Here is a 15,192-nt window from a genome sequence, read left to right on the forward strand (position 1 = left end):
AATAATACGGCCGCAGCGCGTACAATGTTATTTTTGTGTGATTTGCGTTTGGCCGAGGGCCTGTTCTCGGTCTTGTTTCCTGTGGACAGTATAGGAAGCGGGGCGACGCGGGACAAGCAGGCACTTTTTTGTGCCTTGGTCACATGGAGGGAAGCTTTTCGGGATACCGGGGAGTTGGCAGGTTAATTGTGGGCGACATGTATGTGATGGGGGAGGATATGCTGCAAAGTGTGTTTGGGGTGCTGGTGTTGACGGCCATGGCCTGGGGGATAAGTGAACAGCGCCGGGTGTCCCAGGGGCGCAACATTCTCATCGGCCTGGGGCTTCAGGGCTCCCTGGCCTTTCTTTTGTTGAAATGGGCCGTGTTCCGGGATGTTTTTATTGCCCTCAACGGGGTGGTACTGGCCCTGGAGGAGGCCACCCAGGCGGGCACGGGGTTTGTGTTCGGGTACTTAGGGGGCGGGCCGCTTCCCTTTGAATCCGGCGTGCCGGGTGCGGACTTTATCCTGGCTTTTCGGGCCCTTCCCATTCTTCTTGTGATGAGCGCCCTCTCCTCCCTGCTCTTCTACTGGGGCATCCTGCCCAGGATTGTGCAGGGGTTCTCCTGGCTCCTGACGCGCAGCATGGGCGTGGGCGGTGCCCTGGGGGTTGGGGCTGCGGCCAACGTGTTTGTGGGCATGGTGGAGGCCCCGCTGCTGATCCGTCCCTATCTGGCCCAGCTCACCCGAAGCGAGCTCTTTGCCGTCATGACCTGCGGCATGGCCACCGTGGCAGGCACGGTCCTTGTCCTTTATGCCGGGTTTGTGGGCACCATTCTTCCCGGCGCCCTTGGGCACATCCTCACGGCGTCTCTTATCAGCGTGCCCGCGGCCCTGATGGTGGCACGGCTCATGGTGCCGGAAACCGAGGCTGTTACGTCGGGTGCTCTTGTCCCTGAGCAAACCGTCTCCAGCAGCATGGATGCCGTCAATCAGGGTACCCAGGCCGGGCTGACCCTTTTCCTCAATGTCACGGCCATGCTCCTGGTTCTCATCGCCCTGGTGCACCTGATCAATCAGGGCATGGGACTTCTGCCGGGGCTGGGGGGCGAGCCCCTGACCCTGCAGCGGATTTTGGGGTGGCTCATGGCACCCCTGGTCTGGCTCATGGGCATTCCCTGGTCCGAAGCCCCGGCAGCGGGGAGCCTCATGGGGGTAAAAACCGTTTTAAATGAGCTTCTGGCCTACGTGCCGGGCTGGCCAATCTTCCCGAGGGGACCCTTTCCCCCCGGAGTCAGCTCATCATGACGTATGCCCTTTGCGGGTTTGCCAATTTCGGCAGCCTGGGCATCATGCTGGGCGGGCTCAACGCCATGGTCCCGGAGCGCCGGGAGGAGATTGTGGGTCTCGGTCTGAAGTCCATTGTCTCCGGCACCCTGACCACCTTGATGACCGGAGCCATGGTGGGGATCATGGTGCCATGAAAGGATTCTTCCTGAAGGGCGTGTGAACGCACTCGGCTGGTCGGGATCCCGGCTTCGGTTGTTGCGCTGCGGGATATTTTGTGTATGATCAATGTGTTGTTCTGGTTGTGGCTATGGGCGATGCCCCGTGGTCTACCGGATCGGTTGGTGTCGGATGTGTTGATTTCTGTTTTTGAAGTGGCTTGCCTTCACGTGCAAAACAAGGAGAGAACAGGATGGAAAAAAACACGCTGTCTCATCCCTTTAACGCCGGCCTGGAGCCTGGGCCTATTCACAAAAACAAGGTGGTGACGGCCCGGGAAGCCGTGGAGATCGTCCAGAACGGCGACGTGATCGGTCTGGGGGGCTTCGTGGGGAGCGGGTTTGCCGAAGAGGTGGCCATGGCCCTGGAGTCGCGGTTCCTCTCCACCGGGTCCCCTGAGGCGCTGACCCTCTACTTTGCTGCGGGCCAGGGGGACGGCAGGGACCGGGGGGCGAACCACCTGGCCCACGAGGGGCTTGTGAAACGGGCCATCGGCGGACACTGGGGACTGATTCCCAAGTTGCAGAAGCTGGCCATGGACAACAAGATCGAAGCCTACAACTTTCCCCAGGGCTGTCTGGCCCATATGCTGAGGGACGCAGGGGCCCACAAGCCGAGGACCATCACCCGGGTGGGTCTTGGCACCTACATCGACCCCCGCAACGGCGGGGGTAAAATCAACGGGCGCACCACCGAGGAGCTGGTGGAGCTCGTGACCTTTGACGGCAAAGAGTACCTGGCCTACAAAACCCAGCCCATTGACGTGGCCATTATCCGGGGCACCACCGCCGACCCGGACGGGAACATCAGCATGGAAAAAGAGGCCCTGACCCTGGAGAGCCTCTCCCTTGCCATCGCCGCGAAAAACAACGACGGGTTTGTTATCGCCCAGGTGGAGCGCATCGCGGGCAAAGGGGCCTTGAGGCAGCGGGACGTGAAGATCCCGGGCATCATGGTGGACTGCGTGGTGGTGGCGACTCAGGCGGAAAACCACATGCAGACCTTTGACGTCCCCTACAACCCCGCCTTTGCCGGGGAGTTCCGGGTACCCCTCTCCTCCATCAAGCCCCTTGCCCTGGATGAGCGAAAGATCATTGCGCGGCGGGCCGCCTTTGAGCTCATCCCCAACAGCGTGGTGAACCTGGGGATCGGCATGCCCGAGGGGGTGGCCAACGTGGCCGCCGAGGAGAATGTCTTTGATTACATGACCCTCACCGCAGAGCCGGGGGTCATCGGCGGTATCCCTGCAGGCGGCCTGAGTTTCGGGGCCGCCGCCAACGTGGACGCCATCATCGACCAGCCCTACCAGTTCGATTACTACGACGGGGGCGGCCTGGATATCACGGTCCTGGGCCTGGCCCAGGCCGATGGGGCCGGCAACCTCAACGTCAGCAAGTTCGGCCCGAGGCTCGCCGGGTGCGGTGGGTTTATCAACATCAGCCAGAACGCCAAGAAGATCGTATTCGTGGGCACCTTCACCGCAGGGGGGCTCAAGGTGTCTGTCTGCGACGGGGCCCTGTGTATCGATCAGGAGGGGAAGGTGAGAAAATTTGTGGATGCCGTGGAGCAGATCACCTTTTCAGGGCATGTCGCCACAGAGACCGGAAACCCGGTCCTGTATGTCACCGAGCGATGCGTGTTTACCCTGTCCCCCGAGGGGCTGGTGCTGACGGAGATCGCCCCGGGCATCGACCTGGAGCGGGACATCCTGGCCCAGATGGATTTCCGGCCCCTGATCCCAGAGACGCCCCGGACCATGGACCCCCGGATTTTCGCCCCGGAGCCCATGGGGCTCAAGGACGAACTCCTCTCCATCCCCATTGACCAGCGGCTGGTTTATGACGTGGAACAGAAGGTCTTTTACGTCAACTTCGAGGGCCTGGCCATCCGGTCCCGCCATGAAATCCGCACCATCGACGAGCAGGTGGCGGCCATCTTGTCGCCGGTGGGGCACAGGGTCAAGGCCATCGTCAATTACGACAACTTCGATATCTCCCCCGAACTCATTGATGAGTACATGGACATGGTGAAAAGTCTCATGAACCGGTTCTACTCCGACGTGACGCGCTACACCACCAGCACCTTCATGCGGATGAAGATGGGGGATTCCCTCAAGGCGAGAAATCTTTCGCCCGTACTGTTCCCGAAACACTTTTGGAGGCTTCTGACGCGCTGAAGTAGGAGCCTTGCGAAAAGAAGGGAGCACCCAAGCCCGGTGGTCATCGCAGACCACCGGGCTTTTTTTTGTTGAAAATTAGGAAAATGGAGGGGTGATAATTTTTTATTGGAATTTGGCGGGTTTTTCTGAGGTTGCGGCGGGGTAGTTAGAAAAAAGAGTGGCAGGGGTGTCTCGTTTAAATATCTTGTTATTATTGTCGAAAGTGGGTGCTCTTTTAAGGTCTGAGTCATGAGGGTGCGGTTAAGAAATTTTTATTTTCGTCCGATATGAATGGAGACCGGCTCGCGGTTCAGGAGTTCTTTTCCGGGGACACAGGAAAAGGCGGCGAGCCCAATTGATTCGATGTAAAGGAGTTTCTTTTTGAGCTATTTAACCATCAAGAAAAAGTTGATCGCATCGTTTTCCCTCGTGGCACTCATTCCCGTCGCAGTGATCTGCGCGGTGACGCTGGTGGAGGTGAACACCATCTCCGAGGCCCATTTTGTCGATTCCACGACCCGAGAACTCAAGCAGCTGGACAATGCCATGGTGCAGTTCGCCGACATGGTGAAGACGTCGGCGCGGTATGCGGCGTCGCGGCCGGAGGCTATGGGGGCGGACAGTTCGGTGTTGAACTACCTTCCGGGGGCCGTGGCCCACTCCAACGACCCGGAGCGGGAAGGGCCGGTGAACAGCGCGATGTATCACATGCTGGCAGGGATCGAGGCCTCCAACCCCGCCTTCCATGAGGTGTTCTTCGGGAGCCGATGGGGCGGTTTTGTGTCGTCCCAGAAAGCCGTGCCGCCCAAGGGGTATGACCCGCGTCAAAGGGAGTGGTACACGGCCGCCGCCGAGACAAAGGCTGCCGCGGTCACGTCAGCGTACGAGAGCATGGGAGCTGACGGTGTCCGGGCAGGGGGGATCTCCTTTGTGGCACCTGCCTTCGACCCCTCGGGGGAGCTGGTGGGCGTTGTGGGAATCGATGTGCCGCTGACAAACCTGACCACCATGGCCCTGGACATCAAGATCGGCAAGCGCGGGTTTGTCCTCCTTGCCCAGGGGGACGGGACTATCCTGGCCAACCCCAAGGCCCCTGAGACAAATTTCAAAAAGATGTCGGAGCTGGACCATCCAGTCTTTGCAAGCCTTGACCGCATGTCCGAGGGCCGGGTGGAGCTGGAAGAGAATGGGGTGGCCTATAACGCCTGCGTCTACACGTTGCTGGAGCTTGGATGGAAATACGTCGGCGTCATCGAAAAAGAGGAGGTCATGGCCTCCATGCACAAGCTGGTGGTTGCGGTGGTTGCCATAGGCGGGGTGCTCCTTGCCCTGTTCGTGGGGGTTGCCTTTCTCATCGCCAACGCCATCACCCGACCCATCAACCGCACCTCCGAAATGCTGCGGGATATCGCCGAAGGGGAAGGGGATCTGACCCGTCGCCTTGAGGTGGCTTCCAGCGATGAGCTGGGGACCCTTGCCACCTGGTTCAACGCCTTTGTGGAGAAGATCCACACCATCATTCGGGAGCTCTCCCAGCATGCGGAGAAGGTTACCGGGGCAGGGGGCGAGCTTTCCGGGTTGTCGGATGAGATGTCCGGCGGAGCCGGTGAGATGAATGAGCTTGCAGGGGGCGTCACCCGGTCCGCCGAGGAGATGAGCGCCGTCATGGTGAGTGTGGCGGCTTCGTCAGAGCAGACGGCCGCCAACGTCAATACGGTGGCGTCTGCCACCGAAGAGATGCGGGCCACCATCGCCGAGATCGCCAAGCGTTCGGAAAAGGCACGGGATGTGACCTCGGACATGGTTGATCAGGCCCATGGGGCCAGGGAAAACATGGATGCCCTGGGCCAGGCCGCCACAGAGATCGGCAAGGTCACGGAGACCATCACCGAGATCTCTGAGCAGACCAACCTTCTGGCCTTGAACGCCACCATCGAGGCGGCCCGAGCCGGATCGGCAGGCAAGGGGTTTGCCGTGGTGGCAGGGGAGATCAAGGCCCTGGCGGCCCAAACCGCCGAGGCCACCGGTGAGATCCGCTCGCGCATCAACGGGGTGCAGTCCTCTTCCGCGCGGTCGGTGGAGGGGATCAATCGCATCGCAACGGTCATCGAGGAGGTCAGTGAGCTGGTGGCCGCCATTGCGGCAGCCGTGGAAGAGCAATCCGTCTCCACCGGGGAGATAGCCGAAAACCTGGCCCAGGCCTCGGCCGGGCTCCAGGAGGTGAACAGCCAGGTAGCCCGAAGCTCCGGTGTGGCTGAAGAGATTGCCCGGGACATGGGGGCTGTGAGCCGCTCGGCACATCAGCTGTCCGACGGCAGCGGCATGGTCCATGACCGGTCGGAAGATCTCTCCAGGCTTGCCGGTGGGCTGAATTCCGTGGTGGGGCAGTTCAAGGTGTGACGGATGGCCTGATGGGATGTTTGGCAGGCAGGGTTAACGCATTTAGATTTTTGCCTCCGGCGGCCCTGCCGGGGGCCAAACTTTTGAAAAGTTTGACAAACAGGTTTTGTTTTTTGCGGAGGCGTCCCTACAGGGCATAGCCCCTCTTCTTTTCTTATTTATCAAGTCGCTTATCTTCAGCCCCTGCGGACTAGATAAGCGACTTGATTACCGAAAAATTTTTGCGGAGCTTTTTTCAAAAAGCGACCCGCCGGAGGCAACTGATTTTTTAAATGCGTTGACCGTCCTGTCGGCTATCAGGGAAAAGGTGGCCCCTGCCTGATCGCTGCATGGGGTTGCATGCAAAGAGACATATCTGCGTCCATGTGGAAGGGCTCGGTGATTTTTGAGAATCGCCGGGCCTTTTTTTTGCGTTGGTGCGTGGTGTTGGTGCAGGGATTTCGCTTGTGTCGCAGTGAAAACGAAATAGCTTAATTACTGTATCTCAAGGGGTTGATTATGTGCCTGTATGCATAGATCATGCGTTTTGTTTGATTGATTTGTATGGTGTGCAAAATAATATTAAAGAATTCTAGCTCCGGTCCGATATGAAATTGGGCCATCCCGTGGGAAGGGGTCGTGTTTCTTAATGCTTAGGGAATATCGACAGGTTCAATGGATTTGAAATGAAGGAGTTTTTTTTGAGCTATCTGACAATCAAGACAAAGTTGATTGCTGCGTTTTCTCTCGTGGCATTGATTCCCGTGGCGGTGATCTGTGCGGTGACCGTGGTGAAAGTGAACACCATCTCCGAGGCGAATTTCGTCGATTCAACAACCCGTGAGCTCAAGCAGCTGGACAACGCCATGGTCCAGTTCGCGGACATGGTGAAAACATCGGTGGCGTACGTGGCAGCCAGGCCGGAGTTGAAGGGGGCGGACAGCTCGGTGCTGAGCTATCTTCCGGGGGCTCCAGAGCACTCCGCCGACCCGGAAAAAGAGGGGCGGGTCAATGCTGAGATCTATCGGGCCCTGACGGGGGTGCAGGCATCCAACGACGCGTTTTACGAGGTGTTTTTCGGAACCCGTTGGGGCGGGTTTGTGTCGTCGAATAAAGGTGCCTTGCCCGCCGGCTATGATCCGCGCAAGAGGGGCTGGTATCAGGGTGCCGTCGAGGAGAGGGTTCCTTCTGTTACCCCGGCGTACCAGAGTTTGACCGGCACCGGCACCATGGCCGGTGTTATCTCTGTGGTGGCACCGGCCTTTGACCCATCGGGGGCGCTGGTGGGGGTGGCGGGGATCGATGTACCACTGACAAACCTCACAAAGATGGTCCTGGACATCAAGATCGGCAAGCGCGGGTTTGCCATGCTCGCCCAGGAGGACGGGACTATCCTGGCCAATCCCAAGACCCCGGAGACGAATTTTAAAAAGATGTCGGAGCTGGATCACCCTGTCTTTCATACCCTTGACCGCATGTCCGGGGGGCATGCGGAGCTGGAGAAAAACGGGATCGTGTACTATGCCTGTGTCTACACCTCACCCGGGCTGGGGTGGAAGTATGTGGGGGTTATCGAAAAGGACGAAGTGATGGCCTCCGGGCACAGCATGGTGGTTGCGGTGGTTTCCATCGGCGGGGCCCTTCTCGCCCTGTTTGTGGGGCTTGCTTTTCTGTTTGCCAATGCCATTACCCGGCCCCTCAACCGCACCTCTGACATGCTGCGGGATATCGCCGAAGGGGAAGGGGACCTGACCCGTCGCCTTGAGGTGGTATCCAAAGATGAGCTTGGGGTTCTTGCCACGTGGTTCAATGCCTTTGTGGAGAAGATCCATGCCATCATCCGGGAGCTCTCCCTGCATGCGGAGAAGGTCACCGAATCTGGGGCAGAGCTCTCCGGGTTGTCGGATGAGATGTCCGGCGGAGCCGGTGAGATGAATGAGCTTGCAGGGGGCGTCACCCGGTCCGCCGAAGAGATGAGCGCCGTCATGGTGAGTGTCGCGGCTTCGTCCGAGCAGACGGCCACCAACGTCAACACCGTGGCAGCGGCCACCGAAGAGATGCGATCCACCATTGCCGAGATCGCCGAACGCTCTGAAAAGGCGCGGGGTGTGACCTCGGACATGGTTGACCAGGCCCATGGGGCCAGGGAAAACATGGATGCCCTGGGCCAGGCCGCAGCAGAGATCGGCAAGGTCACGGAGACCATCACCGAGATCTCCGAGCAGACCAACCTTCTGGCCCTGAACGCCACCATCGAGGCGGCCCGTGCCGGAGAGGCAGGCAAGGGCTTTGCCGTGGTGGCAGGAGAGATCAAAGCCCTGGCGGCTCAGACCGCTGAAGCCACCGGGGAGATTCGCTCCCGCATCGACGGGGTGCAGGCCTCATCCGTGCAGTCCGTGGAGGGGATCAATCGCATCTCAACGGTCATCGAGGAGGTCAGTGAGCTGGTGGCCGCCATCGCGGCAGCCGTGGAAGAGCAGTCCGTCTCCACGGGGGAGATAGCCGAAAACCTGGCCCAGGCCTCGGCCGGGCTTCAGGAGGTGAACAGCCAGGTGGCCCGGAAGCTCGGCGCTGGCTGAAGAGATTGCCCGGGACATGGGGGCTGTGAGTCGCTCGGCACATCAGCTTACCGGTGGCAGCAGCACGGTCCATGACCGCTCGGAAGATCTCTCTCGGCTTGCCGGTGGGTTGAATTCGGTGGTGGGGCAGTTCAAGGTCTGAAAACAGGAGTACTTTACAACCGGCAGGGAGCCCATGGCCAGCGGTTCCCTGCCCATGGCTCTTTTCAACGGATCATCACCAAACACTCACACAATCCGAACATCCTTTCATAATAGTCTCCCGTGACAAAAGAGCGCGCATGAGCCCATGGCAGCGCTCCTTTTATTTACCCATTCCATCACGGGAGGACCCCATGTCACCATGTCGTCGTTTGTCTATCCTCATCGCCACCACTGTGCTTGTCGCAGGGCTTTTTGCTGTTTCAGCGACAGCGGCTCCGTTGTCGGGCGCCAAAGGGGAAAAGGCGAAATATGTGTTTCTGTTTATCGGGGACGGCCTGGGCATGCCCCAGCGCGCCGCAGCCACAGAGTTTCTCAAGGATTGCGGCAAAGAGAGGCGCCTGGTCATGGAGGCCATGCCCGTGCACGGAGTCACCTCCACCCATGCGGCGGATCGGTTCATTACGGGGTCTGCCGCCGCAGGAACGGCCATGGCCACAGGGGTGAAGACCAACATCGGGTGCATCGGGGTGGACCCTTCCTTTCGGCCGGTGGCCACCCTGGCCGAGCGGGCCAAGGGCAGGGGCTATAAGGTGGGGATCGTCTCCAGTGTCTCCATCGATCACGCCACGCCTGCGGCCTTCTACGCCCACGAGCCCTCCCGGAGCATGTACCATGAGATCGATCACGCCCTGGCCGAAAGCGACATGGATTTTTTCGGCGGGGGAGGCATGAAGGACCCCGAGGGGAAAAAGTCCGAGGCGCCCCGGGGCAATGCCCTGGCCGCGGCAAAGGCCAACGGGTTTACCGTGGCGGACACCAGGCGGGAGATCTTGGGCCTTAAAGGGCTCGGCAAACCTGTCGCCGTAAACCCCCGCTTGCCCGACGGCAAGGCCCTGCCCTACGACATGGACCGGAACCGAAAAGATGTGAGCCTTGCCGAGTTCACGGAAAAGGCCGTGGAGCTTCTGGACGGAGAGGCCGGTTTTTTCCTCATGGTGGAGGGGGGCAAGATCGACTGGGCCTGCCACGCCAATGACGCAGCCGCCGCCGTCAAGGACACCCTTGCCTTTGACGACGCCGTGGCCGTGGCCGCCTCCTTTGCCCAAATGCACCCCGGCGAGACCCTTATCGTGGTCACCGGCGACCATGAGTGCGGGGGACTTGCCTTAGGGTTTTCCGGCACCAAGTACGCCACCTCCTACAGCCTCATGAACCGTCAGACCAAGAGCCACCAGGCCTTTTTCGACGACGTTTTTGCGGATCACCTTAAGAAAAAGGGAAGCTTCGAGACGGCCATGAAGCTGGTCAAGGCCCACTTCGGCCTGGCCCCGGACGCCAACGGCCCCCTTGCCCTGAAACCCTTTGAAGTGGCCGAACTCAAGCGCGCCTTTGACGCCAGCCTCCGGGGCGAAACCCTCAAGCCCGGCATGGCCGACTACATGCTTTACGGCAGCTACGACCCATTTACCATGCAGTTGACCCACCTTCTCAACCGCAAGGCAGGCCTCGGCTGGACCACCTACTCCCACACCGGCGTGCCCGTCCTCACCTCCGCCTCCGGCCCAGGAGCCACCCTATTCGGCGGCAGCTACGACAACACCGACATCGCCAGGAAGATCGCCCGCGTCATGAATCTTTAAGGGAAACCCGATGGAAACCATTCAGCTTGCCTCCGGCAGGTCGCTTTTCTTTTTTGAAAAAAAGCTCAGCAAAAAACTGTCCTGTTGGACTAATACTGACGGAGCCTGGAAAGGCTTGTTTTAGACCTGTTTGTCAAACTTTATAAAAGTGTGGCCCCCGGCAGGGCCGCCGGGAGGCTTCGCCGTGACTGTATCCGTAATAATTCCTTTAATCACGGGCGCAGCCCGTAAGCGAATGCGACAGCCCGAGGCACGAGGATTGGAGCATTCGCGAACCAGGGGTGGTGAAGATGACAAAAAAACGGGATCGGGTTTCTCTGGGCGTGTTTGTGCTGGTGACCCTGGTGCTGCTTTTCTGGCCTGCGGACAGGCCCGATGACGGCGGGGTGAGGTGCAGGGCCACGGTGCTTTCCGCAGACAACGGCCAGGTGTTGCAGCACGGGCTCATCAAGACCGGGTTCCAGAAGCTGGAGTTGCGGGTGGAAAACGGGCCCTATGCCGGAGAGGTTGTTTCGGCCGCCTCCAACCTCATGGGCAAGCTGGAGCTCGACGCCTTTTACGGGGAAGGGGACAGCATGCTTGCCGTCCTCACCGTGGGGGAAGACGGAGAGATTCTCCACGTGACCCCGCGGGACCATTACCGGCTTACGGGGCTCTGGGTGATGGTGGCCCTTTTTTTCGGGCTGCTCCTCATCACGGGGGGAGAGACCGGGGCCCGGGCGCTGGTCTCCTTTGTGCTGACGGGAGCCATGATCTGGAAGGTAATGATTCCGGCTCTTTTGGCGGGGTGGAACCCTCTGCTCGTCTCCTTCGGGGTGGTGATGATCCTTAACTTTTCCGTGATCTTTCTGGTGGGCGGCCTCAACCGTCTGGGGCTCACCGCCTTTTGCGGGGCCACTCTGGGGATTCTTGCCACCTGCCTTATTGCCCTTGTGGTGGGCAAGGCCATTCACCTTAATGGGGCCGTGAAACCTTTTTCCGAGGCCCTGCTTTACGCCGGGCACGCCGATCTTTCCCTCTCTCTGATTTTTATCGGAGGGATTTTCCTTGCCTCATCCGGGGCCGTGATGGACCTTGCCATGGATATTTCCGCCAGCATGGCCGAGGTGGCTCGTGTGGACGCCACCCTCTCTCCCGTGGCCCTCATGGGTTCCGGTCTCCGAGTGGGGCGCTCCGTCCTCGGCACCATGACCACCACCCTGCTTCTGGCCTACTCCGGCGGCTTTACCTCCCTTCTCATGGCCATGATGGCCCAGAACGTGCCTCTTTCCGTCATGCTCAACACCCCGTGGGTCTCCTCTGAGATCATCCACACCCTCTCGGGCAGCATCGGCCTTGTGACCGTGGCCCCTTTCACTGCCATGTGCGGGGCGGTGATCTACAGGCGGGGTGCTGCGCCAGCCTGTGACGCTGTGGCGCGGGCCGCCTGATTGCTGAAGACCACCGGGCTCTCCCCGAAATAGCGTTTGAACTCCCGGCTGAACTGGGTGGGGGACTCGTAGCCGACCCGGGTGGCGGCTTCGTTGACCCGTGCCCCGGAGAGGACCAGCAGGTCCCGGGCTTTGTTGAGCCGGACCTTTTTGATGTACTGGATGGGGGAAGAGGCGGTGACCTCTTTGAAAGCGCGGTGAAAGGCAGACGGGCTCATGTTCACCAGCCCGGCGAGCTGGTCCACGTCCATGGGACGGTGATAGTGGCTGTGGATCTGTTTGAGGACCTTGTCGATGCGGGACAGGTGGGTGTTTTTCACGGCCAGGGCGTAGAGGGAGGCGGCGTTGTCTCCGCACATGACCCGGAAGAACAGCTCTTTAAGGAGAGCGTCTCCGAGTACTTCGGCCTCTATGGGAGAGGTCAGGGCGTTGAGAAGGCGGGCCGTGGTCTCTTTGAAGGGGGGATCGGCCTCGGCCAGGAAAAGCCCCCGGTTGGTGTCGCCGGTGTCGGCAAAGGGGGGAAGATGATCTCCCATTTTGCCGATGACGGTGCTCACGTGGGCGAGGTTGATGTCGATGAGCATGGCCAGAAAGGGCTCCTCTTCGGTTGCCGGGGCTTCGCATTCCGCGGGTATGGGAACCGACATGACCAGATAGCGATCCGGGGTGTATTCGTAGGCCGTCTCCCCTAAGAAGACCCGTTTTTTCCCCTGCCCAACGATGATGATGCCCTGGGTGTAGAGGAGGGGGGAACGTGGTGAGCTTTGGGTGGCTTTGTAGATTCGCACGCCGTCAAGACGGGTGTCGTTGAGCCCCACCGAGGGTGCGAGTCTGTTCATGAGTTCTGCGGTTTTTGTCATGGTGCTTCCTTGCGCTTGTGACCTTTGCCTGGTGTCCGGGATAAAAAACAGTCTACCATAAAGAGCCTGGTTCTGCTTTGATAAGCAGGAATGGGCATGATTTCGCGAGGATTGTGTATTCCAATAAAAAGGCGATGTATTATTGTATTTACAGCAATAAACTGAAACCCCAATGGGAGAATGCATCCATGCTTGATTTTGATTTTTATAACCCGACACGTATTGTTTTTGGCAAGGACAGACTGGCAGAACTGGACACCCTCGTCCCCAAAGGGGCCAAGGTGCTGGTCCTTTACGGGGGCGGCAGCGTAAAGCGCTTCGGGACCCTGGAGAAAGTAACAACAGCCCTGAAAGATCGGGACGTGGTGACCTTTGGCGGCATCGAGCCGAACCCTAAATATACCACCCTCATGAAGGCCGTGGAGGTGGTCAAGGCCGAGAAGGTCGATTTCCTGCTGGCCGTGGGGGGCGGCTCGGTGATGGACGGCACCAAGTTCGTGGCCCTGGCCTCCGGCTTTAAGAAGCAGTACCCGAAGAGCTCTCGGCCTGCAGGTTGACCCGGTACCGGTGGAGAAGGCCCTTCCCCTGGGCACGGTGGTGACCCTTCCTGCCACAGGCTCGGAGATGAAACTCCGGCGGCGTCATCAGCCACAACAAGGGCAAATTCCCTGTGTTCAGCCCCCTGTCTTTCCCCGTATTTTCCATTCTGGACCCCACCCTGACCGCTACTCTGCCTCCCACCCAGGTGGCCAACGGCATCGTGGACACCTTTATCCATACGGTGGAGCAGTATGTCACCTACCCCGTATCGGCAGGTTTTCAGGATCGCACGGCCGAGGGCATCCTCCAGACTCTCATTGAGGTGGGGGAAAAGACCCTGGCAGACCCCGAGGACTATGACGCCCGTGCCAACCTTGTCTGGTGCGCCACCATGGCCCTGAACGGGCTCATTGGCGCAGGGGTCCCCCAGGACTGGACCACCCACATGATCGGCCACGAGCTCACCGCCATGTTTGGTATCGACCACGGCAAGACCCTGGCCGTGCTTCAGCCCTCCATCTGGACCTTGAGAAAGGAGCAGAAGCGAGCCAAGTTGCTCCAGTATGCCGAAAGGGTGTGGGGCATCACCGAAGGGGATGAGGATAGCCGCATTGACGAAGCCATCGGAAGGACCCGGGCCTTTTTCGAGTCCCTGGGCATCCGTACCCGGCTCTCAGATTACGGGGTGACCGAAGACAAGATTGATGACGTGGTGAAAGCCCTGGAAGCCCACGGCATGGTGGCCCTGTCCGAGACCGGGGACGTGACCCCCGAGGTGAGCCGCCGGATCCTGGCCCATGCCCTCAACGGAGCATAGTTCTTCTTAAAGGGCTGCCAAAGAGTCACAGCCGGCTGAGGAAAAAAGTAAAAAGATGTCTCTTGAGGCTCTTTCGTTTTTATGGGTTCCATCGTTATTCCTTAAGAAGAAACACCCCGACAAAGATCATGCCCGTGGCCGCAAAGTCTGCGGGCGTGATGGGTTCGCCCACCAGGAGAACACCGATAAAAAGGGCCACCACCGGGGGCAGGTAGGTGACGGAAGAGGCCGCAACCGCCCCCATGGTGTCCACGATGTAGTAATAGAGGATGTAGGCCAGGCCGGTTCCCAAAAGGCCCAGGCCCACGACGAGACCCGCTGAGGCGTGGGGGGAGGTCCAGATGCGTCCAATGCCCGAGGTGTCCGTGGCAAGGGCCAGGATAAGAAGGCCGAAGCCCAGCTGATAGGTGGTGAGGGCGGCTGCCGGGATGTGCAGGGGGACGATGAATTTTCGGGCATACACAAAGGACGCCCCCACTCCCAGGGACCCTGCCACCATGTAGCCGACCCCTTCCAGGTTGGTGGTGAGCACCTCCTGACCCGAGGGGCTTGCGATGAGCACCACCCCTGCAAGGGCCACGAGCACGCCGCACAGTTTGCGCACCGTGGCTTTTTCTTCGGGGATAAAGACAATGGCCATGACAAAGGCGAAGAGGGGGATGGCTCCGCTGACGGCCCCGGCAATACCCGAGAGCAGCAGGCTGGCCCCTTTGGCAAAGCAGTAGTAGTAGAAGGCTGTGGCCAGGACCGACATCACCAGAAAGTGGTGCGCATGGCGGGCGTGGGCAAGGCGCATGTCCCGCCTGACACCTGCATAGGCCAGGACAGGAAGGAAGCCGAAACATACCCGGTAGAGCACAACCTGACCGGGGGTGATCAGGTCCACAGCCATTTTCATGTAGATAAAGTTGCTCCCCCAGACAACGCCCAAAACAGCAAAAATGAGAAGGGGGAGGTGGCTTTTGTATGATGTCATGGCTTGTGGTTCCTTTTGTGCTGAGGCAAAAAAACACGCCTCCGGCGATGAGGTGTGAGCCTCGAAAGCGGATTGCGCAACTCTGGGGTGTGGAAAGGGACTATAACAGGAAACCATCGTTGAGGTTTGAACAAAATTGCGGGGGGTGGGGAGATGTGGGGGCTCTACGGTTCTGTCTCCGGTGC

The 15,192-nt window shown here is 59.7% G+C and carries 12 protein-coding genes; 9 read left to right on the top strand and 3 right to left on the bottom strand.

The genetic code is table 11. From position 1 onward, the window contains the following. Nucleotides 1-218 precede the first annotated feature (218 nt). The 5 genes from ACOYW1_RS30040 (at nucleotide 219) to ACOYW1_RS30060 (ending at nucleotide 8,600) form a co-directional block, all read left to right on the top strand. Complete coding sequence (locus tag ACOYW1_RS30040) at nucleotides 219-1,286, top strand: NupC/NupG family nucleoside CNT transporter (RefSeq protein WP_482420857.1); 1,068 nt, start codon at nucleotides 219-221, stop codon at nucleotides 1,284-1,286. Continuing rightward, the gene (locus tag ACOYW1_RS30045) at nucleotides 1,283-1,462 is read left to right on the top strand and encodes a nucleoside transporter C-terminal domain-containing protein (protein WP_482420858.1); all 180 of its coding nucleotides are present in this window, start codon (nucleotides 1,283-1,285) and stop codon (nucleotides 1,460-1,462) included. The genes ACOYW1_RS30040 and ACOYW1_RS30045 overlap by 4 nt, the downstream gene beginning before the upstream one ends. A gap of 215 nt (nucleotides 1,463-1,677) precedes the next feature. Then, nucleotides 1,678-3,660, top strand: a complete 1,983-nt coding sequence (locus ACOYW1_RS30050) for an acyl CoA:acetate/3-ketoacid CoA transferase (protein WP_482420859.1) — start codon at nucleotides 1,678-1,680, stop codon at nucleotides 3,658-3,660. A gap of 363 nt (nucleotides 3,661-4,023) precedes the next feature. After that, complete coding sequence (locus tag ACOYW1_RS30055; protein WP_482420860.1) at nucleotides 4,024-6,042, top strand: methyl-accepting chemotaxis protein; 2,019 nt, start codon at nucleotides 4,024-4,026, stop codon at nucleotides 6,040-6,042. Between the two features lie 680 nt (nucleotides 6,043-6,722). After that, nucleotides 6,723-8,600 carry a methyl-accepting chemotaxis protein gene (locus tag ACOYW1_RS30060; RefSeq protein WP_482420861.1) on the top strand — a complete coding sequence of 626 codons (1,878 nt, stop codon included), beginning with the start codon at nucleotides 6,723-6,725 and terminating at the stop codon, nucleotides 8,598-8,600. A 42-nt stretch (nucleotides 8,601-8,642) separates the two neighbouring features. On the opposite strand, the gene ACOYW1_RS30065 is transcribed toward ACOYW1_RS30060, so the two are convergent. After that, nucleotides 8,643-8,798 (bottom strand): hypothetical protein, encoded by a 156-nt coding sequence (locus tag ACOYW1_RS30065; RefSeq protein ID WP_482420862.1) that lies wholly within the window; start codon nucleotides 8,796-8,798, stop codon nucleotides 8,643-8,645. A 137-nt stretch (nucleotides 8,799-8,935) separates the two neighbouring features. Here ACOYW1_RS30065 and ACOYW1_RS30070 point away from each other — a divergent pair, with 137 nt between their 5' ends. Then, nucleotides 8,936-10,384, top strand: a complete 1,449-nt coding sequence (locus tag ACOYW1_RS30070; RefSeq protein WP_482420863.1) for an alkaline phosphatase — start codon at nucleotides 8,936-8,938, stop codon at nucleotides 10,382-10,384. 290 nt (nucleotides 10,385-10,674) lie between these two features. After that, on the top strand, nucleotides 10,675-11,814 hold the full coding sequence (locus ACOYW1_RS30075) for a YibE/F family protein (RefSeq protein ID WP_482420864.1): 1,140 nt from the start codon (nucleotides 10,675-10,677) through the stop codon (nucleotides 11,812-11,814). On the opposite strand, the gene ACOYW1_RS30080 is transcribed toward ACOYW1_RS30075, so the two are convergent. Continuing rightward, nucleotides 11,763-12,674, bottom strand: a complete 912-nt coding sequence (locus tag ACOYW1_RS30080) for an AraC family transcriptional regulator (protein ID WP_482420865.1) — start codon at nucleotides 12,672-12,674, stop codon at nucleotides 11,763-11,765. The genes ACOYW1_RS30075 and ACOYW1_RS30080 overlap by 52 nt on opposite strands. A 188-nt stretch (nucleotides 12,675-12,862) precedes the next feature. On the opposite strand from ACOYW1_RS30080, the gene ACOYW1_RS30085 reads away from it, so the two are divergent. Both ACOYW1_RS30085 and ACOYW1_RS30090 read left to right on the top strand, forming a co-directional pair. After that, nucleotides 12,863-13,231: an iron-containing alcohol dehydrogenase gene (locus tag ACOYW1_RS30085; RefSeq protein WP_482420866.1), complete on the top strand. Its 369-nt coding sequence runs from the start codon at nucleotides 12,863-12,865 to the stop codon at nucleotides 13,229-13,231. Nucleotides 13,232-13,344: 113 nt separating this feature from the next. Further along, nucleotides 13,345-14,031, top strand: a complete 687-nt coding sequence (locus ACOYW1_RS30090) for an iron-containing alcohol dehydrogenase (protein ID WP_482420867.1) — start codon at nucleotides 13,345-13,347, stop codon at nucleotides 14,029-14,031. Between the two features lie 94 nt (nucleotides 14,032-14,125). Here the strand turns inward: ACOYW1_RS30090 and ACOYW1_RS30095 are convergent, their stop codons facing one another. Continuing rightward, entirely contained in the window at nucleotides 14,126-15,007 is an 882-nt protein-coding gene (locus ACOYW1_RS30095; protein ID WP_482420868.1) for a DMT family transporter, read from the bottom strand. Between the last annotated feature and the right edge of the window lie 185 nt (nucleotides 15,008-15,192).

The organism is Desulfoluna sp. CYM3A (assembly GCF_056829965.1).